We start from the raw sequence: 23,979 nt of genomic DNA, 5'->3' as shown, positions 1-23,979 counted from the left end.
TTATCATCTGATTTCTTGGAGGGGATCAACATTAAAGTCAAAACCTTGCCCCCATAGATCATATTGATCACGTGGGAGATCTGCATAAGGTTGGCATGAAAAGACAGCGGCGTACACCTGCCTTATCATAATAGCTTGTTGACTCTCAAGACCGCTTACGGGATCAATGATAGGATCGCCCACAACCATCCCTTCACGATCTAAATAAAATCGCAACCGCACAACCGGACGGTTTTTTAAATCGCCACCAAGCGCCACAAGTTTAAGCTTCTGTTGAATACATGCCCCCGCAATATTGACCAATGTTTGTGCCATTTTTGTGGTATCATCAATGTTTTTTCTTGCGCCCAAAGCTTCTGGTGTATGAGAACGTTTTGCTCCCCCTCCTTGTGACCGCGCACGATTGAGCAAATTATTTTCCTCCAGTGCTAAAATATCTTCAATAGTCTGTTTTTCTTGGTTTTTCTTGTTAAGCTTTGGTGTCTTTTGATTCAATGCAGCCGCATTCTTCCTTGGAAATTCTTCGTCAAATTTTGGTTTAAACTGTGGAAGAAGAGATTTTTCTGGAAGTGTAATTTTGGGCGCTTGATGAACAATCTGTTCTGCTGGTACCTTCTGTACCGTTGGAGCCAATTCTTTTGGCGATATCATCTCTTCATTTTTGTGCGCAGGCTTGAGCGCATCTTCCGGCGCCTTAAAAGGCATCTCAGGTGCAACCTTGGGGGTATCCTCCGGCGCGCTCAAAGGCATCTCAGGCGCAACCTTGGGGGTATCCTCCGGCGGCGCGCTCAAAGGCATCTCAGACGCAACCTTGGGGGTATCCTCCGGCGGCGCGCTCAAAGGCATCTCAGGTGCAACCTTGGGGGTATCCTCCGGCGCGCTCAAAGGCATCTCAGGCGCAACCTTGGGGGTATCCTCCGGCGCGCTCAAAGGCATCTCAGGTGCAACCTTGGGGGTATCCTCCGGTGCTCTCAAAGGCATCTCAGGCGCAACTTTGGGAGTATCCTCTGTTTTTGCTTCTAATAATTCTGGTTTTGTAAGTTCGGGTGCAAATGTTTCTGACGTGTTCTTGCTTGGTGGTAGCGATGCTGTTTCAACAGGACGCAGTTTTTCCTTTGGTTGAAAAGGTGCTAGACTATCTATTTGTCCCTCTCCAATATGGCGTGCATCTTCTTTCTCTTGTGGTTGCATAGTTGGTTTAACGGCAGGGATTGCACGGATGGGAGCCTTCACGGATCCTTGTTGAGAGGACAACTCGTCCACTAAAGGAGCAAGAGTGATGGGAATTGCTTCCAATGGTTGTGGTAAAGAGACAGAGCTTGTAAACTGAACGGCTCCCCAACTGAGAAAAATGACATGGACCACAAGGGATAAAGCCAAGCCTCGTTTCATGCTATGATAGGAGTCTTTGTTCATTCTTTATGCCTTATTTATGACTTATATTTTTTCATTTTTAATCACTCTGAGCTCTATTAAACACTTTAAAAACAACAGGTTATGCGAAAATTTTATTACTTATTATTTATTGTGCTAGACTTGCTAACGCAACTTGAGAAAACCCCGCTTTTTGAATATCCGCCAGCAGTTTTAATACTTGCTGATATTCAACAGTTTTAGCAACCCGCACAAAAACCCGTTGATCTTTTTGTGTAGCATCTTCTTCCAGAAGAGTTTTAAGGTGTGCAATCAGTGCTTGTGACGTTTCATAATAATCTTGATTAATGGCAAAGCGCCCTTGCGCGTCAAGTGAAACCGTAAGGGGCGTTTTTTGAGCTCGTACGGGACCCGCTTGACTATGAGGCAAATCTAGAGGAACACCGTTCACTAAAAGGGGGGCAGAGACCATAAAAATAATCAACAAGACCAGCATGACATCCACAAAAGGAGTGACATTGATCTCACTCATCAGTTGGCTTCGTGAATGATAGCGCCTGCGTGTATTTTTTCGAGAAGAAGAAGCAACAGAAATTCCCATGGGATAAGCTCCTTTTTATAATGAGGAAGGTGCTGTGCGTGTTTCATCAATACGCCGCGATACAATTGTTGAAAATTCATCGGCAAAATTTTCTATTTGTGCAATGATGCGCGCACTTTCATGAGTCAACTTGTTATAAGCAATAACGGCTGGAATTGCTGCAAACAAACCAATAGCGGTTGCTAAAAGCGCTTCTGCAATCCCTGGCGCGACAATGGCAAGTGATGTATTTTGAGAAGCTGAAATAGAAAGAAAAGACTCCATAATACCAATAACTGTTCCAAAAAGTCCGATAAAGGGCCCCGCAGATCCCAGTGTCGCAAGAAAACTTAATTTTGATTCTATTTTTTCACTTTCACGTCCCAGCGTCAAATCCATAGCCTTATCAATTCTGCTCTGCAAACTTTTCGATGTATGGGTCCCTTTTTCAAGAGATTTTTTCCATTCAATCATCGCCGCCATAAAAACGGCGGATATACTATTGGTGTGTTGACTTTTACATGATGCATAAAGATCTTCTAGCGCTTTGCCTGACCAAAATGTACGTTCGAACTGCTTTATTTCACGCCGTAATCTCCGATACGTAAAAATTTTATCAAAAATAATTGCCCAACTCCAAATGGAAGCGAGCAGCAACCCGATCATAACACCTTTCACGATCCAACTCGCTTGCATAAACAAATGCAACATTCCAATTGTTTCCGGATTCGTTAGTTCACCATGCGGCATAATTTTTGTCCCTCTAAATAAAAGGTGTATTTTTTAAAATTCTATAAAACAGATTATTTTATAGTTTCTAAATTTAAGTAAAAAACCTTAGTTTCACATAAATTCATGTGCTAAAACAAGACTTGTTTCTTAAATTTCTTTAAAAAGTGATGACGAGAGACATCCCTCAACACACGCCCCCCCTCATTTCACAACAGCATTTATGAAAAATATAACGATAAAGCCTTCCCCATAAATGCTATAAAAACAAAAGATATAAAAATGCATGATATCAAATCTATTATGCACCACCACCTTTACGCTCATGAAAAAAAACTAAAACATCATACACGTTTTAAGCTCAAAATGCAGCGATAAATCTTAGCACTTGAAAAGATTCATAAGAGGCATTTTTATTCCTTTCTCAAGTGTTTCTGTATCCACTCACCAACCCCGCTTGTGACATGTAAGAAAATGTTTTTGATTAATTCACAGCAATAGGGCTTGAAAAGAAAAAATCTTACAAGTTTCAGAATTATCCAAAAGTGACAACGCAATGAATTATCATTATAAATAAATATGTTATAATCATGAAAGATTACGCTTTGCCTCAGACTATTGTTTCTCTCATTTTTCATCGAATTTAATACGGGGATACCCTCGGGCACAAAAACGACAATAAACCACCATAAAATGCCTCACAACAATGCGCCTCACCCATGCACCCCTATTGTAGTCCCATATAATCTATTGTAAGTCTCATATAGTCTCATTGTGTTGTGAATTCGCCCCTTTCAATGCCCATCATCTCTCTGACACCATAGTATAACGTAAAAGCTTCTATGACGTAAAAAAAGCCTTTTCACATCTTTACTTCATGAAAACCGGCTTCTTCGCTCTCTTTGCTCACTTGCGATATTTGATCGTTATTGCATTGAGAATGATCCATAAGAAACATTTTTACAATTTTTTCAATGATTTATATTGCTCATCTTATGATGTATAAGCAAATGATTTTAATTGTTTCAACATGAACAGATTTGAAATGAAAGTATTTTACTCTATGACTCTATTGGGGTTTGTACCCGTGAGAAGTGATAATTTATCTTTCTAAGTCAATCTATTATATAAAATAATATGCTTTTGAAACTTTAAATCCAGAATACATTTCTGCTTTGTATACATTAATCTCTCACTCATTCACTGCGTTTAGGAGCGCAGATAAAGTCATGCATTATGGATGAAAATGGATGGGACATGCGCTCTTGTGATGCCAAATGACAATCCAGTAAAAAACAAATCAAATTGCTTAAAATACTCTTTGGGTGTTTTGAGAAAATTTTTGACCTAATAGCTTATTATCACTTTATTGCAATATTGTGCTGGGTATGTGCATTTTTATAAAAATAAATCTTAATCCATTTTTTATTTCTTTTTTGTTTTGTACTTTTCTGCTGTTTTCTTATGCCAACGAACCTTTCTTCAAAAGAAAGAAAATATCTTGAGTTTATAGCAGAAAATGGATGATGAGACATTGATTTTGAATCATAACATGGATGAGGCGTGTTTAATTTTGTGGGATATCATCTTCAATTTAGTGTAGTTATTGTAGCAGAGGTGCTTTCTTTTGATGTATCATGTGACCTTGTTGGGAAACATTTAGGCTATGATAAATGTATGGTCTTAGATTGTAGGTTACTTTACATCCCCTGATCTCTCCTGAAGCTGCTCGCTCAATGAATAACACTTTTAACCAAGCATTTTTGCAAAAAGTTCTTTGGGTAAACGTCGCGGTTTTGCCTCCTCATTAATCAGAGCAATTTCAACTTTAGCTGTTACCAACGTGGTCGCCTCATGCAAAATAGATTGCTCCATAAAAAAGCGTGCCCCTTGGATATGAGTAACACGTGTTTTAACAACTAAAAGATTATCAATTTTAGCTGGTCTTGAAAAATTAATTTCCATATGACGCACAACAAAAAACAGTTTTTCCCCCTCAACCCCTGCTGCTAACATCTTATTATTAAAACCGGTATCCCGTAAAAACTCTGAACGTCCTCGTTCAAAAAACTCAAGATAACGCGCATGATAAACCACTCCGGAAAAATCTGTATCCGCAACATAAACGCGGACCTGAAAATTATGAAAAGCATTTGTATGATTGCTCTTAAAAGGAGTTATTTCTGTCATTGGCTTCATGTCCCATAAAATCATCTAATATAGCAAATTATTTATCAATCAAAAGATTGAACACATTTTTGTGTTGAAGTTGTGAAAAGAAAAAGCCCCCCCTTAATCGTGCAAGACCTTTTTGGTCAGAATATACTAAAAGAAGCACGTCTCTTGTATTTTATGACCTTGCTATAAAATATTCACATAGTTTCTTTTAATAAAGAGAATATCTTAGTCATCTTCCCCATCCCATAAAGACGTCTGAAGTGATGAATTGTCTTGAGCATCAGAAAGTTGAGAACGCCTTTGTATAGAGGTTGTAGAGGCAGGAGCAGAAAGCCCTAAATGGCTCCAAGCCTTTTCAGTTAGAATGCGCCCACGAGCGGTTCTTTGAATAAACCCTTGTTGGAGCAAATACGGTTCAACAATATCTTCAATGGCATCGCGTGGTTCTGATAAAGCAGCAGCAATTGTTTCAATCCCCACCGGTCCCCCTAAAAAAGTTTCCGCAATCAGGAGCAAGTAGCGGCGGTCAAGCGGATCAAGCCCAAGATGATCGACCTCAAGGCGCGAAAGCGCTTCATCGGCGATTTTTTGGTCAATTTGTTTTGCCTGTTTAACCAAAGCAAAATCACAAACGCGCCGTAAAAGCCGCCCAGCAATACGAGGAGTGCCCCGTGCTCGGCGTGCAATTTCATGAGCACCATCATCACTGATCTTGACGGCAAAAAGCCGTGCATTACGCTGCACAATATATTCCAATTCTTCTATAGTATAAAAATTTAGACGAATTGGGATGCCAAAACGGTCTCTCAGCGGTGTGGTCAAAAGCCCCAAACGTGTAGTTGCCGCTACCAAAGTAAATTTAGCCAGATCAATTTTCACCGAACGTGCTGCCGGCCCCTCCCCAATAATCAAATCAAGTTGATAATCTTCCATAGCTGGATAAAGAATTTCCTCAATCGCCGGATTTAAGCGATGAATTTCATCAATAAACAAGACATCCCGTTCTTCGAGATTGGTCAAGAGAGCGGCTAAATCTCCTGCTTTAGCGATGACAGGTCCTGAAGTAGAGCGAAAATTAACGCCTAATTCTTTTGCCATAATCTGTGAAAGCGTTGTTTTTCCTAACCCCGGAGGTCCTACAAACAAAACATGATCCAGCGCTTCTTGCCGCGTTTTTGCTGCTTCAATAAATATTTTTAAATTAGCCCGTGCCGCTTCTTGACCAATAAAATCATCGAGAACTTGTGGTCTTAAGGAACGATCTGGATCGTTAGGAAGGGGAGCGGAACCCAGAAGGCGTTTATCTTCATCTTTATGCATTGTTACCTTGATTTTAAGTAGGAGAAGAAAGCAATTTGAGACTATGGCGGATCAGCAGGGCAGAAGAAACAGTTTCCTCCTCAAGAGCGTTCATCGCAAGAGCAAGAGCACGGGATGCTTGCTCCCGTTCAAACCCTAGCTTCATCAACGCGGAAAGCGCGTCATGCGCAGGTTGATTGGTCATCTCACGCTGAGAAACCGAAACAGTCTTGAGCGCTTGTTCAAAGGGGAGTGTTTTACTTTTCAGTTCACCCACAATTCTTTCACTGACTTTTTTACCAACGCCCGGCGCTCGACTAATCATCGCAACATCGTTTAAGGCAATAGCTTGTGCGAGTTCATCTGGCGATAAAGTACCCAAGATTGCCAAAGCAACCTTCGCCCCTACTCCAGGAACATTTTGTAGAAGACAAAACCACTCCTGTTCAGCTCTTGTAGCAAAACCAAAAAGGCGGATTGCGTCTTCCCGAACATGCGTTTCAATAAAAAGGCTTAACGCCTCCCCAACAGAAGGCAAAGAAGGACGCAGCCGATTTGACACAAAAACAACATACCCCACACCGTGCACATCAAGAAGGATATGATCATCAAAGATATGTTCAAGGGTGCCCTTTAATTTGCCAATCATGTTGCCACCCCACTCATATCGCCATCCTTGCCTGATAAGATCGGTCAATACTCTTACGATGCATACTATGACAAAGAGCAAGAGCAAGAGCATCAGCCGCATCACTGCTATCAAATTCAGCCCGTGGGAGTAGAACTTTTACCATCATATGGATTTGTTCTTTAGCCCCATGTCCAACACCAATAACCGATTTTTTCACTTTGTTGGGCGCATATTCAAAAACAGGAAGAGTTGCTTGCGCAGGAACCAGCAGTGCAATTGCACGCGCTTGCCCAAGTTTTAAAGTTGCTGTAGCATCTTTGTTAACAAACACATGTTCTACAGCGGCTTCATGGGGCATAAATTGATGCACAACCTCTGAAAGACCTTTGTGGATCTGACATAATCTGGAAGCCAGCTCACACTTTACATCAGAAGAAACCGTCCCTGCTGCAATAAACTGAAGACGATTACCAGCAACATCGATAACGCCCCACCCTGTACGCCGTAATCCGGGATCAATGCCTATAATACGAATCGTCTCTGCCATAAACTACAGTCTATACACTTTTCCCCCCTGTGAATAAAGATGTGAATAAAGACAAGACCACAAACAAAACAGCAGCACAAGACAAAACCAGTCAAAAGATGGTCATGCCCCCCAATTTATACAATTATAAAACGCAACGAACAGCATCTTTATGGAACATACTTTATGAAGCATAACTAAAATCAATCAAAACCATTCACACATCACAAGCAAACACCCTATAAAGCACCCTATAAAGCATAAAAATTCCCTTTCTGTATCATTTCCAATGCCATAACAGTTAAACATCGCAAGCGAGCAAATAGAGAGTGCTGGATTGTACATTCATTAAGTGTAAAGAGGTTATGCAATGGATGCTATACACTTTGCGGAAACTTTTTACGTTATAACATGACGCTACCATAATAAATCAATACATTGATTTATAGAGATAATTCATTATTTTGTATGTTGAATAAGAATCCCGAATATCGTAAGATTTTCTCATTACAAACCTCTTTATATTGAATCAATCAAAATCTTTTGTCTGCACATCACACGTGGGATTTCCGTGTGAAGTGAAACTGTACAAGAAAGGACTAAACATGCCTCTAATGAACCATCTCAAGAGCCAAGAACTTGTCGCAACACTGGGGACTGGCAAATATGATGATGGTGCCGGCTTGCTCCGTTGCAAGCGTTAAGATGAGGGAGCTCAATGGATGTGAACAAGAACTGAGAGGTGTTTTTGAATATGCCCATTACACCACAATGTCATTGCATAGAGAGGGGACATTGCATGGGGGCACAGAGAACCCCTGAGGCATTCATTATATGGCACTTTATTTTGGATGTTTTATTTTACGCGAAGAAAATAACTTCCATTCAAAACAAGAGAAGCCCAAAAACTGACACAATGTGTATCATCCTCATTAACACACGCTCTACAGCAACTTTATAGGCATAAGTTATAGAGCATAAATAAATTGATATACAATCCCTAGCTCTATCTAGCGCCCGATCATTATCATAGCCAAAACAAAATCACACGACAGATCAACAGAAAGTGTTCCAGCTGCAATCAATCAAAGCCGATTTCCACAAGACCAACCATACCCCATCCCATGCCATAATTCGAAATCAATACCTCTCAGCTATAAGCTCAAGATATTTCCTACGCTCAAATAGAAATTAGGCAGAAAAAAGCACTCTAGATTGGTTTTAGTTGTGACATTTTGGTTGTAAAAAATGGGTAGATTGCTCTAAATATCGCAAGAAAGAAGCAAGGCGCTATTCTTCTCAAAACACCCCCAAAAGCTGTTTTCAGTAATTCGATTTGTTTTCCCACTGGATCGCTTAAACTACAGCCTCCCCTTATTTACCAGAGCGCTTAAACTACAGCCGCATATCTAAACGAAAAAAATGCGCGCTTCTAAACGCAATGAATGAGAAACAAATTGGCGGAAAATTTCTGGCAATTCATGCCAATGAAAGGGAAAAATTCCAATATTGGTGTATGAAGTGACACTTTTACAATTGCTTTTTTATTTGTTCTGATGACATTTCCCCTTCGCGCAAAGCAAGGGAATACCTCTAAGAACGCCCAAAGGCTGTTTTGAGCAATTCGATTTGTTTTCCTACTGGATTATCATCTTCTAAGGCACAGGAGGCTGCAGTTTCCCACCCAGCACGCATATACTGTATGCGCGCTTCTAAACGCAATGAATGAGAAACAAATTGGCGGAAAATTTCTGGCAATTCATGCCAATGAGGGGTTTCAAGTTCCAATGTTGGTGTATGAAGTGACACTTTTACAATTTCTTTTTTTATTTGTTCTGATGACATTTCCCCTTCGCGCTCTGCCCGAAGAAGAAGGAGTTGAGAAGCGATTTGCATCAGTCGTGTACTTAAATACATAGCCTCTTTCGCATAGATTGCAGAAACTTCTGCCGAAAGGGAACGTGCCACTAATTTCCCTTCTGAATCAATATACGCTGCGGTTTTTTCAATCAGCGCCATTGTTTCTTCATAGAGACGATTAAAAGCATTTTCAAAAGCATTATGCTCAATCATGATAATAGGTTCATCATATGGACGTTTATGTACACTCACGCTTTTATACTCCAAGTATCAGCACAAAATTACACCACTCAACGAATAGAGTATTAAAAAGTTTCTTTTGTTGCTGTGTAGAACGCTTTTTTTTTAAACTGCTACCTCTTTTAATTTTTTTGCGCAACGCGCTTTTTATACTAAGGTTAACGCACCCAACAAACACTACAGGAGCGTTTTTCTTATAAACGGATCAGTTTCCTTGAAAAGGACCACTGCCAAGATCGCCGTCTTTCACAATAATAGGCGACTCCAAATTGCAGAGCAATACCCGTTATTATTAAGAGGGTATCGGAAAAAAACGTTCCTGTCATCACTGTTTTTATAATTTGTCCAAACATCGCAAAAATGGTTCCCGTTACAAAAACCGGTAAACTATGTTTTCCTAAGATTGCTAAAGGATGTTTCTGAGAGACATAAAACCATTTATTGATGCAGGGCAAAGAAAGAATAAAAAAGGCTAATGCAAGAACATGGAGTAAACGTGGCAAGCTTAAAAAGGTTTTATTAAAGTTCAACAATGGGGAAGACCAGCCAAGCCACCCCAAAATACCCCACCAGTTTAAGCGAACCCATAACAGTGCCAACAAGAGATAAGCTGCCGCACAAACAATCCAAAAAGACTGAAAAGCGATTGTTTTTCCTTGTTTAAGCGCTAAAGTACTGGTCAATCCTATGACGAATAAGAATTGCCAAGACAAAGGGTTTAAAAACCACTTTCCTTCTAAAGGATAAGAAGGAGGAGCAATTTTATAAAATCCGCAGATAAGATACAGTGTAAAGGAGCCCAAAAGCAGCCACTTTGTCTGTTTACAACTCAAATAAAGGATAAAAGGCGCAAAAAACATCAAAACGATATAAAGAGGAAGAATATTATTATATCCCAATTGATGCCCAAAGCTTAAGGTACTCAAAAATGCGATACCAGGCTCTTTAAAAAAGAGTCCCACATTGTTCATTGATAAAAGTTTTTCTGTTTTCCATAATAAAAAGGCAGCAAAAAAAAGACTTAACGTGACAAAAGTAGTAAAAAGATATGCGCCATAGAGCTGCAAAGCTCTGTACCACAGTTTTCGGATGATAAAAGCAAAGGATTTTTGCTGTAACCGTCCATGAAAACTTAACCCAAGAGCAATCCCTGAAAGCAAAACAAACACTTCTGCACAATCAGAAAAACCGAAATTTCTATGGGTAAAAGACTCATAGATCGTTCTGGGAATATGGTTGATGAAAATCGTCAATAAGGCTAAAGAACGAAAAACGTCAATACGCGTATCACGGTGAAAAGGTTGAGTATTATGCTCAAGAACACCTTGGTATTTCATCAGTGGACTCCCACACGCCACAAACCCCTTGAAGTCCCATAAAAATGGTGGTTACCCTTATTGCCAACAAGCATAAACAGGATGAAATTTTAATTTTTAAGAGTCAAGTTTCATTTTAAGCGTTTATTTTTTAAAAGGCAAAATTTTTTTAAAGGTAAAAGAACGAAAAGAATCCATACATGTATCACAGCAAAAAGGCGACATATTATGCTTAAAAACACTCTCATTTCTCATAAGCAGGCTCCCACACACCCACAAATCCTTTAAATTACGTGAAAATGGTGGTCACTTTCATCGCAAATAAGCATAATAGAATGAAACTTTAATTTTAAGCATTATTTTTCTCTAAGAAACAGGGATTTGACATGACAGAACAAAAAAATAAACCAATTGATCCGCCTCTTTTCCCTCAGTTGATTTTAACACTCGATGTTCGGCGCAACACCCCACACCCATTTTTGCAGCAAATTTTGCAAACAAAGTCTTTTGCATGCGTCATCCTCTATGATTCTGAAAAGTTGAAAGATGATAGCTCTTTTTTACAACAACAAGCGCAAACTTACGCAGAAGATATTCAACATCATAACGCAGCCCTTCTCATCGCTGATGACAGCCGCATTGCTGGGCGCATAAAGGCTGATGGATTGCACATAGAAGATGATCTTAACGCTCTTGAAAGCTTCAAAAATCAGCAAAAGGAGCAAAAAATCATAGGCTTTGGCAATCTACGCAATCGCCATAGTGCTATGCTTGCAGCGGAAACAGGTGTTGATTATCTATTTTTTGGCAAATTAGGGGCTGATAAAAAACCCCATGCGCACCCCCGCAATCTCCAGTTAGCAACATGGTGGGCAGAAATTATGCAAACCCCCGCCATTATCCAAGCAGGAAGCGATTTTTCAACCTTTGATGAAGCCTTAAAGACTGGATGTGAATTCATTGCTGTAGAAGAAGTGATTTTTGGGAACGACAATCCCTTAATACTGCTTAAAACAATGCAAGAAAAATGTGAAAAAACCCCCCTTGTAATATAGGAGGAGAATTTATAAATAAAGTGTTAATAAAAATCCAAACACTCACCACTATATTACTTATGTAGAGCACACAATAACAGATAAAGAAGATACCTCGAAACTCAATAAAATTGCTTAATAATTCAATCAAATGAGATGAAAAGCTAGCATCTTTTTTTGATATAATAAATAGAGAGAAGAATCATAAAAACTTTCTAATTCAAAATCTTATAAAAAGAAGCCTTTATGATTGCGGGGGAATTTGTCATTGTTAATGTTGATCACTAATACCAACAACGAATGATAGAGATATGAAGGGGACATAAAAAATGGAATACAAATACAGAGGGCCGTTTGAATACAATGGAACACTTGAAGATCTTAAAAACATAATTCGCAAAGCTGGATATCAAATCACAGATGTTAAAGCCATACAAAAAAGTCCCTATGGTTTTACGTATAAGATTGAAGCCTCTGAAGGAAGAATCATTCTTTGGGATGATAACACAGGAAAAACAGTCATACTAGGTGAAAAAATTTTCTGCCATGAGCTAGAAAAAGCTTTAGCAAAGCATCTAGAAGAAACATCAACGATTCCTTCCTCAAAAACTGCCCCCAATACCTCAAATAAAAAAATCTTTATCGTTCATGGTCACGATCGTTATGCCTTAAAGGAGCTTGAACTTATTCTTCTCAAGCTTGGTCTCGAACCATACATCTTACAAAACACGAGTGGTAATGGTTTAACCATCATTCAAACTTTGAAAAAAGAAATTTGTGACAGTTCTATAGGTTTTGGTATTGTACTCCTCACGCATGATGACATGGGTTATGCTATATCTCAAGGTGCAGAAAAAGTTCAACCCCGTGCACGACAAAACGTTATTTTCGAAATGGGCATGTTAGCTGCCGCACTTCCTCTTGAGAGGATTGCTATTCTACAAAAAGAAGGCATTGAAATGCTTTCAGATGTTGGTGGAGTTTACTACCTTTCTTTTAAAGAACACGTAAAAGAAACATTTCCCAAACTTATAGAGCGCTTAGGAGAAGCTGATTTCTCTTTTAATATAAATGAAATTACTCGTGCATTAAATTAAATTTGAATAATGCTTATGTTTATTTTTTAAAGCGCACGCCCAAAACCACAAGGCACCCTACCACATTCCACAGACACACACATCCTATAGGCTCAAAGAAACGATCACCCCCCACCCTTCCTCAAACAGCAAGCAATTGTGCAAATTTAAATGAAGAGACTGCGTGTGAATTCATTACCATAGAAGAAATCATTTTAGTCTCTTTGATAAACGCGGGGCTGTTGTCATAATTTTGGTAATTGTTCCAGAAAGGTTTAAGAGGCAGATAGCCTCTGATTAGATTAAAGAAAAATAGGAAATTCACGTCAGGCATGTACTACAGCTACAATTTCGATTTGATTTGCAGCTACTCGATACAATATAAGGTAATTTGGATGCGCTACAATTTCTCGTAATCCTAATACCTTCTCACTCTGTCTGTATAAATATGGATGTTCTGCCAATGGCAGTACGGAGGCTTCTAAAAACCTTTTCATTCGGCGCGCAGCAGATGAATTTTCGCGAGCAATGTACGTTAAAATCTGACGCAAATCGTCGCGCGTCGAAGACAACCAAACAACCGGAAGCATCACTTTTCCTGTTCAGCTTCAAGCTGACTGATTATAACTTCCATTTCAGCCATAACCTCATCATGCGGAATAGGAGGATATGGATTTGCAAGACTTCTCGCTACCTTATCGCGCAGCCATGCAGTGTAGCTGCTTTCCTGTTCAACAGTTTCGAACTCTGAAATTAGCGGAGAAAGGGTGGTCTTCATAATATATGTCCTTTCTATTCCTGAATATTGAAAATAATTACTCTTGGCTATGTTGTCAATACTAGAGAATTGAAAATGTTTAACTTTTAAGCGTCCAAAGTTCTTTTGATCTTAAAACTTAAGGCTTTTTAACCCTCTCAAAAAACACGGATCTGATATCATGATTTTGGTAATCGTTCCAGAGAGGTTTAAGAGGCGAATAGCCTCTCATTAAAAAACAAATTTTGTAAGTAAAAAACTATTTTTATTGTAAATTTCCTGAAATTACTTTATGAATTAAAAGATGTTTTGGTCGCATACGCAACGACCAAGAGGGTCTTGAAAGCCCGAAAATCTAAACATGAATTTACCCCACTTTGTGGGTATCCCGGAATTCCGGGAGTTTTTGCTATGTCCAGGTGCTTTAAGCACTAAAAGCAAAAAAAGCTGATTAGATTTCAGTACTTTCAAGCTCCCGGAATACTCATGCGAGGGCGCTCGCAACCGGCGGGGAAAAATGCAAAGTAAAAATCCTCATATTGATCTTTTTGTTGGCAAAAAAATTCGCTTAAAACGAAAAATGTTGAAGATGTCTCAAAAAACATTAGGTCAACATTTAGGTGTCACTTTCCAACAAATCCAGAAATATGAAAAAGGCTTAAATCGTGTCAGCGCAGGGCGTTTAATGGAAATTTCTGATATTTTGAATGTTCCACTTTCCTTTTTTTACGCGGATATCTTAACAAAACAACAGCCCCCATATCATCATGATGAAATCGCATCGAGCACAGAGGAATATCTGCTGCTCAAAAGATTTAGAACTCTCACAACGGTAAAAAAGAAAGCCTTTTTACAGCTCATCGCTGATGAGAATGCAAGCTAACATAACGCGATAGTGTGTGCTATTCAAAGTCCCCTTTGTGAACGCTTTATTGCTTGAATGCAAAACATGCCACCCCTCCATTTTAAGAAACGACACGGTAAGAGACACTATTTTAATTTTTATTGTAAATTTCCTGAAATTACTTTATGAATTAAAAGGTGTTTTGGTCGCATACGCAACGACCAATAGGGCTCTAAAACCCGAAAACTCAAACATGAATTTATCCCACTTTGTGGGTATCCCGGAATTCCGGGAGATTTTGCTATGTCCAGGTGCTTCTTAGCACTAAAAGCAAGGTGCTGATTTGAGTTCAGTTTTAGACTCCCGGAATACTAATGCGAGGGCGCTCGCAACCGGCGGGGAAAAATGCAATCTCAAAATCTTAATATTGATCTTTTTGTTGGCAAAAAAATTCGTTTGAGACGAAAAATGTTGAAGATGTCTCAAAAAACATTAGGTCAACATCTAGGCGTCACTTTCCAACAAATCCAGAAATATGAAAAAGGCTTAAATCGTGTCAGCGCAGGGCGTTTAATGGAAATTTCTGATATTTTGAATGTTCCACTTTCCTTTTTTTACGCGGATATCTTAACAAAACAACAGCCCCCATATCATCATGATGAAATCGCATCGAGCACAGAGGAATATCTGCTGCTCAAAAGATTTAGAACTCTCACAACGGTTAAAAAGAAAGCCTTTTTACAGCTCATCGCTGATGAGAATGCAAGCTAACATCACACGGATAGCGCACTATTCATAAGCATTCATACGTATTTTAAAAAGCAGCCCCCATTGTAAGCATTTTTTCATTTTAGGAGGAGATGCCCTTAATATAATAGAAGATAAGCATTTTTACACACGACACCCCTTCATTATTATTATTTTTAACAAAACTGTTTTAAACAGTCTGGCTCTCGTCGACATTTATGCTATTTTTTTAAACTTACCCAACCCTACCTTAACTAAGATGAAAAACTGAGAAATAAAAAGTAATATAGAAATGAGATTCTTATACGGCTTGTAATGATGAAAGAAAAATGTGAAAATTCTGATCGGTAATGAGGAGAAAACACCATGATCAAGAGAAGCGTCAAGCTGCTTATCTTAGGCGTGATTGGACTTGCAAGTTCTGCTGTCAATTCAGCTGGAAACACTGAAGAATTCTCAAGTTCTGAAGGCTCTTTCAATACGATTCAAGAAGCTTCAAACACTCAAGAACCTTTTCAGCCCTTAAAAGCAGGAGACTATGATCAAGCCTATGACTATTACATCCAAGGTTATTATTTAAAAGCTTTTCGTGAAGCACTCCGACGTGCTGAAAAAAATGATCCTTTTGCACAAACTCTTCTTGCCCGAATTTATATGGAGGGATGTGCTGTCCCTATTGACGGTGCGCGTGCTGCTTTATGGTTTGAACGCGCCGCAAAACAGGGGGAACCCCAAGCACAACTACGCTATGGACTTATGTTGTTTGATGGTCACTTTATAAAACAAAATCAAGAACTTGGTGAACAATTCATTCAAAAAGCTGTCAATGCAGGCGTCAAGGAAGCCTATTTTTATTATGGACAACTGCTTCTTTATAAAGCCTCACAGGAAAAACAAGCTCTCCCCGGTGTTTCTTCCCAAAGTCGTGAAAATGAAGCAATCGAGCAAGCCTTAAAATTGTACTTAAAAGGTGCAGCTCTTGGGGATGCTGAAGCTGCTTTTTCTGCTGCAAAAATTCTTGCCTTAGGCACGTTAACACGACCCAAGGATGATCGCAATGCCCGCAAACTCATGGAGGTAGCGGCTCAAAACAACCACTTAAAAGCTCAACTTCATTTAGCACAATGGCTTATACAGGGGCGTGGAGGAGAAACAGATTTTCCCCGTGCTTTTCATTTACTTCAAAGAAATGCTATCAACATGATAGCACCAGCACAGATTTCTCTTGCTAGGCTTTATCGAGATGGCACAGGAACAAAAGGCGATATAATAATGGCAGCGGCATGGTATATGCTTGCAAAGGAGGCAAAAATGCAAGCCCCTGATCTTGAAATGATGCTCCAAGGCATGGACAAAACACAACTAGAAAAAGCGCACAAAGAAGCAATAAAGCTCCTTCCTGTTTTTTAAAATACTCCTCTCTGCTTCAAAAAGATAAAATTTATAGAAATTCCGGAAGATTTTGCACTGTCTAGGGGCGATAAGCCCTAAAAGCAAAATGCTGATTTGAGGTCAGTGTTTTTAGACTCCCGGAATACCAACGCGAGGGCGCTTGCACCCCGTCGGAGGGAAATGCAAACCAAAGATCTTTATAACGACATTTCCATTGGTAAAGAAAACGCACTGATGTCATTTGCTTAAGCAAACAATATCCAATAAGCAAAAGAACTAGGCTATCACGCAAATTCCAAAAGCTCTATTTTTTCATTCTTTTTGCTTGGATGAAAAACACGCCGTCTCTTATAAAAAAACTATTTTTTATTGTAAATTCCCTAAAATTACTTTATGAATTAAAAGATGTTTTGGTCGCATACGCAACGACCAATAGGGCCTTGAAAACCCGAAAACTCAAACATGAATTTACCCCACTTTGTGGGTATCCCGGAATTCCGGGAGTTTTTGCTATGTCCAGGTGCTTTAAGCACTAAAAGCAAAAAGGCTGATTTGAGTTCAGTATTTTCAAGCTCCCGGAATACCAACGCGAGGGCGCTCGCACTCGGAGGGGGCTTTAAAATGCAAGCCAAAAATCTTGATAACGACATTTTCATTGGCAAAAAAATTCGTTTTAGACGAAAAATATTGAAGATGTCTCAAAAAACATTAGGTCAACATTTAGGTGTTACTTTCCAACAAATCCAGAAATATGAAAACGGCTTAAATCGTGTCAGTGCAGGGCGCTTAAAAGAAATTTCCGATATCCTAAATGTTCCGGTTTCCTTTTTCTATGCTGATATCTTAACAAAACAACAGCCTCCATACCACCATGATGAAATCGCATCAAGCACAGAGGAATACCTGCTGCTCAAAAGATTTAGAGTTCTAACCTCGATAAAACAAAGAGCCATTTTACAATTACTCTCTGAATCAAAATGAAAACTTTTAACATTATGATATAGGGCGCTACACTCTCTGTTCTTAACTTGCCTCCCACCCCTCAAAGAACAGAAGTCCCTTCCCTATCCAGTTGGTAAACAATCCGTCTTCTCAGAACAGAACTCTTTTAGCTTCCCATTTCATGTGGTTCATTTCACAAGATTATCCGGACAAGCCCCCCCCTCATATATTCACCACACATTCTCATAAAAATATCACATGTGCAAAGTTTGATGCCTTACAGCACCACACCTCAAACGATAGTATTTTACAGCAAACAAAATAAGCATTCATGCGGATTTTAAAAAAAATAGCCCTCAAAAAGCAATGCTTGAAAATTTTTTTGGTCAATCTGGAACAGCACCTAACGCATGATTTTATAATGGTGACAGAGGACGTGATCTTAACATGCAAACGCAAAAAATTGCTTTTTTATCACAATCACCAAAAACAGCTGTTTATTAAAATATACGCCGCAAGAAGCACTTCAAGCAACCTTTACAGCTGAAACCATTATTCATTGATTAATTAACCGATTGATTAGATACCGATATGTTGTTAAGTAGCTATAGGTAAAGTTGCTCTTAATTTTTGGAATAGGAGCTTCGCAAAAAAGAGCAACAATAAGTAAGGGGAATTAACGATGTTAAAATATTTATTGCTGTCACCGGTTGTGGTGGTGGCAGGTTGCGCATCTGTAGGCAATTATTCATCAAATTATGTTGATCAAAGTCTTACAAAGCGTCAGGCACAATTAGTCGCTAACAAATTTATTAGCGGTAACAAAGGGTTTTTACCACCCGCTACAACCACACTTCTTATAAAGAAAAATAATACAGCAGACAACTTTACTCCTGTATTTATCAATCTGTTGCGACAGAATGGATATAATGTGATTTATACAGATCAACCCCAAAAACAACAAAACATGGGTGTGAATTTGAGTTATAGAATAAGATTAAATAGTAGCACTATAGTGTCTCTTTTTCAGTATAACGTGAACGGAGAGCCGCGTTCTTATATAAATACTCATCCCAAATGAACCCGCTATTTCATGTAACCATTCTCTATATTTTAAACGTAAAAACTTAAAAGCTCTTGCGAAAGGCAAAGAGATTTGCAGCTTAATAAAAAACCTCATTTTTAGCCAGAGTGGATAAATTTTATTATAGATTGTGACAATACAAAATAGTGTAAGTTACAGCTTTAAGATTTAAGGAAAGAAGAATACTAAAAATAATGAAAATGCCCCACACCCTAGCAAATTATTACGCGAAGATGCAAATGCAAAACTTGGCTTATCTGTGATTGAAGCAGCTGAATAGCTTTCTATATCCCGTGTAGCATTTTCTAGGGTATCGGTAAAAATCCTTATAACGACATTTTCAGTGGGAAATTCATTGGCAAAAAAATTCGCTTTAGACGAAAAATGTTGAAGATGTCTCAAAAAACATTAGGTCAACATTTAGGTGTCACTTTCCAACAAATCCAGAAATATGAAAAAGGCTTAAATCGTGTCAGCGCAGGGCGTTTAAAAGAAATTTCCGATAGCCTAAATGTTCTGGTTTCCTTTTTCTATGCGGATATCTTAACAAAACAACAGCCCCCATACCACCATGATGAAATCGCATCAAGCACAGAAGAATACCTGCTGCTCAAAAGATTTAGAGTTCTAACCTCGATAAAACAAAGAGCCATTTTACAATTATTCTCTGATCAAAATGAAAACTTTTAACATTATGATATAGGGCGCTACACTCTCTGTTCTTAACTTGCCTCCCACACCTCAAAGGACAGAAGTCCCTTCCCTATCCAGTTGGTAAACAATCCGTCTTCTCAGAACAGAACTCTTTTAGCTTCCTCTTTTATCTTCCCATTTCATGTGGTTCATTTCACAAGATTATCCGGACAAGCCCCCCTCAAATATTCACCACACATTCTCAATTAAAAACACCTCATGGTTTTACGGAACTTATATCATTGCCATCAATGATGATATTTTACGACACAACGGGATAAATTCCCCCAAAAATTCTAAAAAATTTTTGTGCAAATTTTTAAAAAGCTTGCGTCTGAGCGCTTTTTATGGTCTTGCAAAGAACTGAAAAGCAAAAATACATCAAGGTCCTTTTTTACTTAAGCTTTTCTCTTTGCAAAAAACATGAGAAAACCTATGGAGCACACAGGACCATGAGAGAGCCGCAAGGCTAATCAAAGAGATTTGAGCCCGAAAATAACAAAAGAGCTCACTGTTAAAGGCAGCAAAGAAAAGCGCCATAACGACAACAAAAGAGTTCTTTTTGCAAGAATAGAATTGGATAGAAACGATGAAAATTAATGGCAATGAAATTCGCCCTGGTAATGTGATCGAACATCAAGGAAGCTTATGGGTTGCTGTTAAATGCAACGCTGTAAAACCAGGAAAAGGTGGTGCATTTAACCAAGTTGAAATGAAAAATTTAATTGATGGTACAAAACTTAATGAACGGTTTCGTGCTGCTGAAACGGTTGAACGCGTGCGCCTTGAACAAAAAGATTTCACATTTCTTTATCAACAAGGGGATGCTTTGGTCTTTATGGATTCAGAATCTTATGAACAACTTGAACTTCAAAAGGATTTTGTTGGTGAACGTGCTGCGTTTCTCCAAGATGGGATGACTGTCACAGTTGAACTTTATCAAGAAAAGCCTATTGGCATCTCACTTCCTGATCAAGTTGCTGTCACGATTGTGGAAGCCGATCCTGCCATCAAAGGACAAACGGTTACCTCCTCTTATAAACCCGCCATTCTTGAAAACGGGATTCGTATTCTTGTTCCCCCCTTTATGAATGCTGGTGAACGTATTATTGTAGACACCAATGAGTTGATTTATTTGCGTCGCGCAAATGAAAAAGATAAATAAAGGAATAAAAAATGGCCCATTCTGCAGTCATGAATGTCATGGTGCAAGCTGCAATGAAAGCAGGACGCTCGTTGGTGCGTGATTACGGTGAAGTGCAAAATTTGCAAGTATCTTTGAAAGGACCAGCAGATTATGTCAGCCAAGCAGATCGCAAAGCAGAAAAAATCATTTTCAATGAATTAAGCAAAGCGCGCCCCAAATTTGGTTTTCTAATGGAAGAATCTGAAGAAATCATTGGCGAAGATTCCCAACATCGTTTCATTATTGACCCTCTAGATGGCACCACAAATTTTCTTCATGGCATTCCTTTTTTTGCTGTTTCCATTGCCTTAGAAAGTCAAGGGAAAATCGTTGCTGGTGTCATTTACAATCCCGTAAGTGATGAACTATTTACCGCAGAACGCGGTTGTGGTGCTTTTTTCAATGACCGGCGCTGTCGCGTTTCTGCTCGACGCAGACTAGAAGATTGTGTCATTGCCACAGGTATGCCGCATTTTGGTCGCCCAAATCATGGAACCTATCTTATTGAATTACGCAATGTGATGGCGGAAGTTGCCGGACTTCGCCGTTTTGGCGCTGCTGCTCTTGATTTAGCTTATGTTGCTTCTGGCCGAACCGATGGCTTTTGGGAAGATAACCTGCAAATTTGGGATATGGCTGCTGGAATATTGATGGTTCGCGAAGCCGGTGGTTTTGTCACCGATAAAGAAGGCGGCAGCGATATATTCCGCAAAAAAAATATCATTGCTGGCAATGAACACATTCGCATCAAACTAGAAAAAACCCTCAAAAAAGGCATTTAGACCTCAGAAGTAGTGTCTTTTTAAAAGGCAATGCTAAAAGTTCAACTTTGCAACATCCCCATAGAGATATCTCTCATCACGCAACCTTATCTCTTATTGAATTGCGCAAGTAATGATGAAAGTTGCTGGACTTCGCCGTCTTAGCGCTGCTGCTCTTAATTTAGCTTATGTCACCGCAGGAAAAACCGATGGCTTTTGGGAAGATAACCTACAAATTTTTGATAGAACTACCGGCATACTGATGGTTCGCGAAGCCGGCGGCTTTATCACCGATAAAGAAGGCAACAATATATCCCGCAAAAAATATCATTGCTGGCAATGAACACATTCGCATCAAACTAGAAAAAACCCTCAAAAAAAGTATTTAACTCTTACAGTTTTTTACAAAAACCTTAGAACCTTAAAAAACCACGTGGAGAGAGAGTTTTAAATTTTCTTTACATAAAACGATAGGAAATAACTGATCAGATAGTGACAAAAACATCATCACAAATAAAAAATATACTCGCTATACCCCCCACAAAAGCAATCCTCAACAGCTTACCTTATTGACGTTTCTGTTATTCAAATCCCCCTCCAAACAAGCTAAAAAAGGCAATAAACAAAAAAACATCATAACAAAAAGCTACAAAAAGCAATTATCGAACCCAAAACAAAAACACAATCCATTTCCTCCTCAATATATGCTCTTTATAGTGCGCTATCCATTGATCAAAAAACTCTCCTCTCTCATAAAAGCTGCCGCATATGTTTAAGAGTTTTCACGTCTTTTCCACCACTGCATAATAGCAGAGATTTCCGAAAATCCACTGATTTATAGGACTGTTCTCTACCCCTTTATTCAACCGTTTTACAAATAGTTTATCAAATGCCGACGACATTTATAATAATGAAAATCTTTGTTTTCCAAAATTGCTTTCTGCATTTCACTTGCAAGCTGCTCTTTATCTTTTTCAATAGCCTCTTCCAGCACCTTTACCTTCTCATTACAGAAGATAATTTTTAATTTTTCTTTTAACTTTTTTTCCTCAACAAGCTTCTCCCAAAAGATCAATCGGTTATCGCATTTCTCATTTGATGATTTCATCCACTCTTTAACGCCTAATTTATAAATTTCTTCAAATGTTGGATTCCCTTCAACAATGGAAAGATTTTTTGCTCTATTTGTGTCATTCTCTTTACAAGTATTGATTACATCTCTAACTGTGACAGAATGGCAACCATTATCAAAGGCAACATAGCCCTTTTTCACTGTTTTAATAAGCTTCTTATAGTAAATGAAAGTTTCTCTTGCCGCCTTATAATCACTGGAAATATCACACAACAACAACACATTCTTTTTACAATATAATAATAAAGTACACTCACCAGATCAAGATTTCGAAAGCGTTAGTATTTCCTCTATCTCTTCATGTTCTGTACTTATAGAGATGCTGTCCCACAAAGTATCTGTAAACTTTTTCTTTTTATACTCCCCTGTAGAGTTTTCCTTTTGGTGCTGTTTACATTCAGCTGTAATCATATCATCAAGAACATATAACCACCAATGAAGTAATAACATCGTAGGTTGACTCCGTTTTTTGTTCGTAAGAGGATCTACAAACTTTTGCAGAGTTATTCCATTCTTTCTCATTAATCGCACTGCTTTTACACAAAATTTCTTAAAATACGAGTTATCCAAGACACTACATATTTTTTTGTAATGTTCATAAGTAAGTTTTTTTCCAAGTGCTTGCTTGTACAATAAACGCACTTTGTGCTCACCTCGAACACAAATATCCTTTACCAATGGAAGCCGATCTCCACTGAATTTCATATCTTCCCTAGGATTTTTTATCCCCAGTACGTCTCTTTCCCATAGCCTTACTCCCTCATCCCATTGTTTCAACTATTCCTGCGATACTTTTTGAGTTTTTGCCAAAAGTCTCTGTTCCCCTTCTGCAATAATATCTTGATATCCAACGCAATCTTGCTCTTTTGGCTCAAGTTGTTTAGTTAAATGCTTGTTTTGATAAATTGCCAATGCAAGCATTAAGCTTCCTCCACAACACACTATCATTGCAAAACCAAACAAAAAATCCACTGAGTATCCCAAATACCACGACTTCCCCATCAATATGATGCAGAAAATTATAACGCCGAATCTTCTGCTCCCACATTCTTTCCCTCATTTCCAAATGACCTTAATTGTAGCTATTATGAAAGCTATTGCCCATTTTATGTCTTCTTCCATTCTTGCTCTCTTTTATTCTCACCAACATTTAACGCAGCTCTTTTATCGATTTCTCGATATTGTATCATTGTGTGTACATCTGATTTGAAAATCACTACATATTATATTTTAATAAAAACAATACACAAAATATAGATATTTTTGTTGGTAAAATAGAACAATTTGTATTTAATAATGCTGTTTTAGTGATTTATGTACTTTAAAGAAAAGCCTTATAAGCCCTCAAAATGCATGATCCATGAAATATTGATTTTCAAAGTAATAAAAACCTTAACTCAACCAAACAGCAAAACAAACTGCGTGCTTTGTTCGCACTGTTTTATAACATCGATAAAAAGCGCCTCTCTGCCTATTTATCAGTTCTTCTTTAAGTAGCCCAGCACCATCATACTCTTATGCCAGCGCCCCCCGTTGTGACAGTCCCTACAACTTGTGACGATTCATGAAGAGGACTTATTCTTTCTAAAGTGTTTTAT

Annotated in this window: 24 protein-coding genes and 2 pseudogenes; 11 read left to right on the top strand and 15 right to left on the bottom strand. The window is 38.6% G+C overall.

Going from position 1 to position 23,979, the window contains the following annotated elements:
* Window positions 1-3: 3 nt before the first annotated feature.
* The 10 genes and pseudogenes from ACFIK8_RS01655 to ACFIK8_RS01615 form a co-directional block, all read right to left on the bottom strand.
* On the bottom strand, window positions 4-1,416 hold the full coding sequence (locus ACFIK8_RS01655; protein ID WP_375655758.1) for a cell envelope biogenesis protein TolA: 1,413 nt from the start codon (window positions 1,414-1,416) through the stop codon (window positions 4-6).
* A 106-nt stretch (window positions 1,417-1,522) separates the two neighbouring features.
* Window positions 1,523-1,975 (bottom strand): protein TolR, encoded by a 453-nt coding sequence (tolR, locus tag ACFIK8_RS01650; RefSeq protein ID WP_273787696.1) that lies wholly within the window; start codon window positions 1,973-1,975, stop codon window positions 1,523-1,525.
* Window positions 1,976-1,990: 15 nt separating this feature from the next.
* Window positions 1,991-2,704, bottom strand: coding sequence for a protein TolQ (tolQ, locus tag ACFIK8_RS01645; RefSeq protein WP_375652716.1), 714 nt, complete (start codon window positions 2,702-2,704; stop codon window positions 1,991-1,993).
* 1,728 nt (window positions 2,705-4,432) lie between these two features.
* Entirely contained in the window at window positions 4,433-4,873 is a 441-nt protein-coding gene (gene ybgC / locus ACFIK8_RS01640; protein ID WP_375635534.1) for a tol-pal system-associated acyl-CoA thioesterase, read from the bottom strand.
* Between the two features lie 213 nt (window positions 4,874-5,086).
* Entirely contained in the window at window positions 5,087-6,181 is a 1,095-nt protein-coding gene (ruvB, locus tag ACFIK8_RS01635) for a Holliday junction branch migration DNA helicase RuvB (RefSeq protein ID WP_375613207.1), read from the bottom strand.
* A gap of 13 nt (window positions 6,182-6,194) precedes the next feature.
* Window positions 6,195-6,809: a Holliday junction branch migration protein RuvA gene (gene ruvA / locus ACFIK8_RS01630; protein WP_375668883.1), complete on the bottom strand. Its 615-nt coding sequence runs from the start codon at window positions 6,807-6,809 to the stop codon at window positions 6,195-6,197.
* 13 nt (window positions 6,810-6,822) lie between these two features.
* Window positions 6,823-7,338: a crossover junction endodeoxyribonuclease RuvC gene (gene ruvC / locus ACFIK8_RS01625; RefSeq protein ID WP_273787693.1), complete on the bottom strand. Its 516-nt coding sequence runs from the start codon at window positions 7,336-7,338 to the stop codon at window positions 6,823-6,825.
* A gap of 1,399 nt (window positions 7,339-8,737) precedes the next feature.
* Window positions 8,738-8,898, bottom strand: a pseudogene (locus ACFIK8_RS13255) (DUF1465 family protein); the annotation flags it as partial.
* A gap of 12 nt (window positions 8,899-8,910) precedes the next feature.
* Window positions 8,911-9,429: a DUF1465 family protein gene (locus ACFIK8_RS01620; RefSeq protein ID WP_015856950.1), complete on the bottom strand. Its 519-nt coding sequence runs from the start codon at window positions 9,427-9,429 to the stop codon at window positions 8,911-8,913.
* A 182-nt stretch (window positions 9,430-9,611) separates the two neighbouring features.
* The gene (locus ACFIK8_RS01615) at window positions 9,612-10,754 is read right to left on the bottom strand and encodes an OpgC family protein (protein ID WP_375635530.1); all 1,143 of its coding nucleotides are present in this window, start codon (window positions 10,752-10,754) and stop codon (window positions 9,612-9,614) included.
* Between the two features lie 365 nt (window positions 10,755-11,119).
* On the opposite strand from ACFIK8_RS01615, the gene ACFIK8_RS01610 reads away from it, so the two are divergent.
* Together ACFIK8_RS01610 and ACFIK8_RS01605 are read left to right on the top strand one after the other, a co-directional pair.
* Entirely contained in the window at window positions 11,120-11,788 is a 669-nt protein-coding gene (locus ACFIK8_RS01610) for a thiamine phosphate synthase (RefSeq protein ID WP_375668882.1), read from the top strand.
* A gap of 308 nt (window positions 11,789-12,096) precedes the next feature.
* Window positions 12,097-12,864 carry a TIR domain-containing protein gene (locus ACFIK8_RS01605; RefSeq protein WP_375668881.1) on the top strand — a complete coding sequence of 256 codons (768 nt, stop codon included), beginning with the start codon at window positions 12,097-12,099 and terminating at the stop codon, window positions 12,862-12,864.
* A 305-nt stretch (window positions 12,865-13,169) separates the two neighbouring features.
* Here the strand turns inward: ACFIK8_RS01605 and ACFIK8_RS01600 are convergent, their stop codons facing one another.
* Both ACFIK8_RS01600 and ACFIK8_RS01595 read right to left on the bottom strand, forming a co-directional pair.
* A complete protein-coding gene (locus tag ACFIK8_RS01600) occupies window positions 13,170-13,415 on the bottom strand; it encodes a type II toxin-antitoxin system RelE/ParE family toxin (RefSeq protein ID WP_375668880.1) in 246 nt (81 codons plus the stop codon).
* 17 nt (window positions 13,416-13,432) lie between these two features.
* Window positions 13,433-13,621, bottom strand: coding sequence for an antitoxin (locus tag ACFIK8_RS01595; protein WP_375619989.1), 189 nt, complete (start codon window positions 13,619-13,621; stop codon window positions 13,433-13,435).
* 496 nt (window positions 13,622-14,117) lie between these two features.
* Between ACFIK8_RS01595 and ACFIK8_RS01590 the strand changes: the two genes are divergently transcribed.
* The 9 genes and pseudogenes from ACFIK8_RS01590 to ACFIK8_RS01550 form a co-directional block, all read left to right on the top strand.
* Complete coding sequence (locus ACFIK8_RS01590; protein ID WP_375668879.1) at window positions 14,118-14,483, top strand: helix-turn-helix domain-containing protein; 366 nt, start codon at window positions 14,118-14,120, stop codon at window positions 14,481-14,483.
* 366 nt (window positions 14,484-14,849) lie between these two features.
* Window positions 14,850-15,215, top strand: a complete 366-nt coding sequence (locus ACFIK8_RS01585) for a helix-turn-helix domain-containing protein (RefSeq protein WP_273787687.1) — start codon at window positions 14,850-14,852, stop codon at window positions 15,213-15,215.
* Window positions 15,216-15,557: 342 nt separating this feature from the next.
* Window positions 15,558-16,601 (top strand): tetratricopeptide repeat protein, encoded by a 1,044-nt coding sequence (locus ACFIK8_RS01580; RefSeq protein ID WP_375635525.1) that lies wholly within the window; start codon window positions 15,558-15,560, stop codon window positions 16,599-16,601.
* A gap of 603 nt (window positions 16,602-17,204) precedes the next feature.
* On the top strand, window positions 17,205-17,564 hold the full coding sequence (locus ACFIK8_RS01575) for a helix-turn-helix domain-containing protein (RefSeq protein WP_375652710.1): 360 nt from the start codon (window positions 17,205-17,207) through the stop codon (window positions 17,562-17,564).
* A gap of 643 nt (window positions 17,565-18,207) precedes the next feature.
* Window positions 18,208-18,606 (top strand): hypothetical protein, encoded by a 399-nt coding sequence (locus ACFIK8_RS01570; RefSeq protein ID WP_375668878.1) that lies wholly within the window; start codon window positions 18,208-18,210, stop codon window positions 18,604-18,606.
* Between the two features lie 315 nt (window positions 18,607-18,921).
* Complete coding sequence (locus ACFIK8_RS01565) at window positions 18,922-19,299, top strand: helix-turn-helix domain-containing protein (RefSeq protein WP_375668915.1); 378 nt, start codon at window positions 18,922-18,924, stop codon at window positions 19,297-19,299.
* Between the two features lie 592 nt (window positions 19,300-19,891).
* Window positions 19,892-20,467: an elongation factor P gene (gene efp, locus ACFIK8_RS01560; protein WP_273787683.1), complete on the top strand. Its 576-nt coding sequence runs from the start codon at window positions 19,892-19,894 to the stop codon at window positions 20,465-20,467.
* A gap of 11 nt (window positions 20,468-20,478) precedes the next feature.
* Window positions 20,479-21,270, top strand: a complete 792-nt coding sequence (locus ACFIK8_RS01555) for an inositol monophosphatase family protein (protein WP_015856959.1) — start codon at window positions 20,479-20,481, stop codon at window positions 21,268-21,270.
* A 92-nt stretch (window positions 21,271-21,362) separates the two neighbouring features.
* Window positions 21,363-21,638: pseudogene (locus ACFIK8_RS01550) on the top strand (inositol monophosphatase family protein); the annotation flags it as partial.
* Window positions 21,639-22,120: 482 nt separating this feature from the next.
* On the opposite strand, the gene ACFIK8_RS01545 reads toward ACFIK8_RS01550, so the two are convergent.
* Genes ACFIK8_RS01545 through ACFIK8_RS01535 form a run of 3 tightly spaced genes read right to left on the bottom strand, consistent with a single transcriptional unit; the run spans window position 22,121 to window position 23,353 of the window.
* Window positions 22,121-22,597: a hypothetical protein gene (locus tag ACFIK8_RS01545; protein WP_375668877.1), complete on the bottom strand. Its 477-nt coding sequence runs from the start codon at window positions 22,595-22,597 to the stop codon at window positions 22,121-22,123.
* A 45-nt stretch (window positions 22,598-22,642) separates the two neighbouring features.
* Window positions 22,643-23,158, bottom strand: a complete 516-nt coding sequence (locus ACFIK8_RS01540; RefSeq protein ID WP_375635522.1) for a hypothetical protein — start codon at window positions 23,156-23,158, stop codon at window positions 22,643-22,645.
* Complete coding sequence (locus ACFIK8_RS01535; RefSeq protein WP_375635521.1) at window positions 23,159-23,353, bottom strand: hypothetical protein; 195 nt, start codon at window positions 23,351-23,353, stop codon at window positions 23,159-23,161.
* Between the last annotated feature and the right edge of the window lie 626 nt (window positions 23,354-23,979).

Source organism: Bartonella sp. MR168JLCBS, from assembly GCF_042194175.1.
This window is presented reverse-complemented; position numbering and strand designations above follow the sequence as displayed.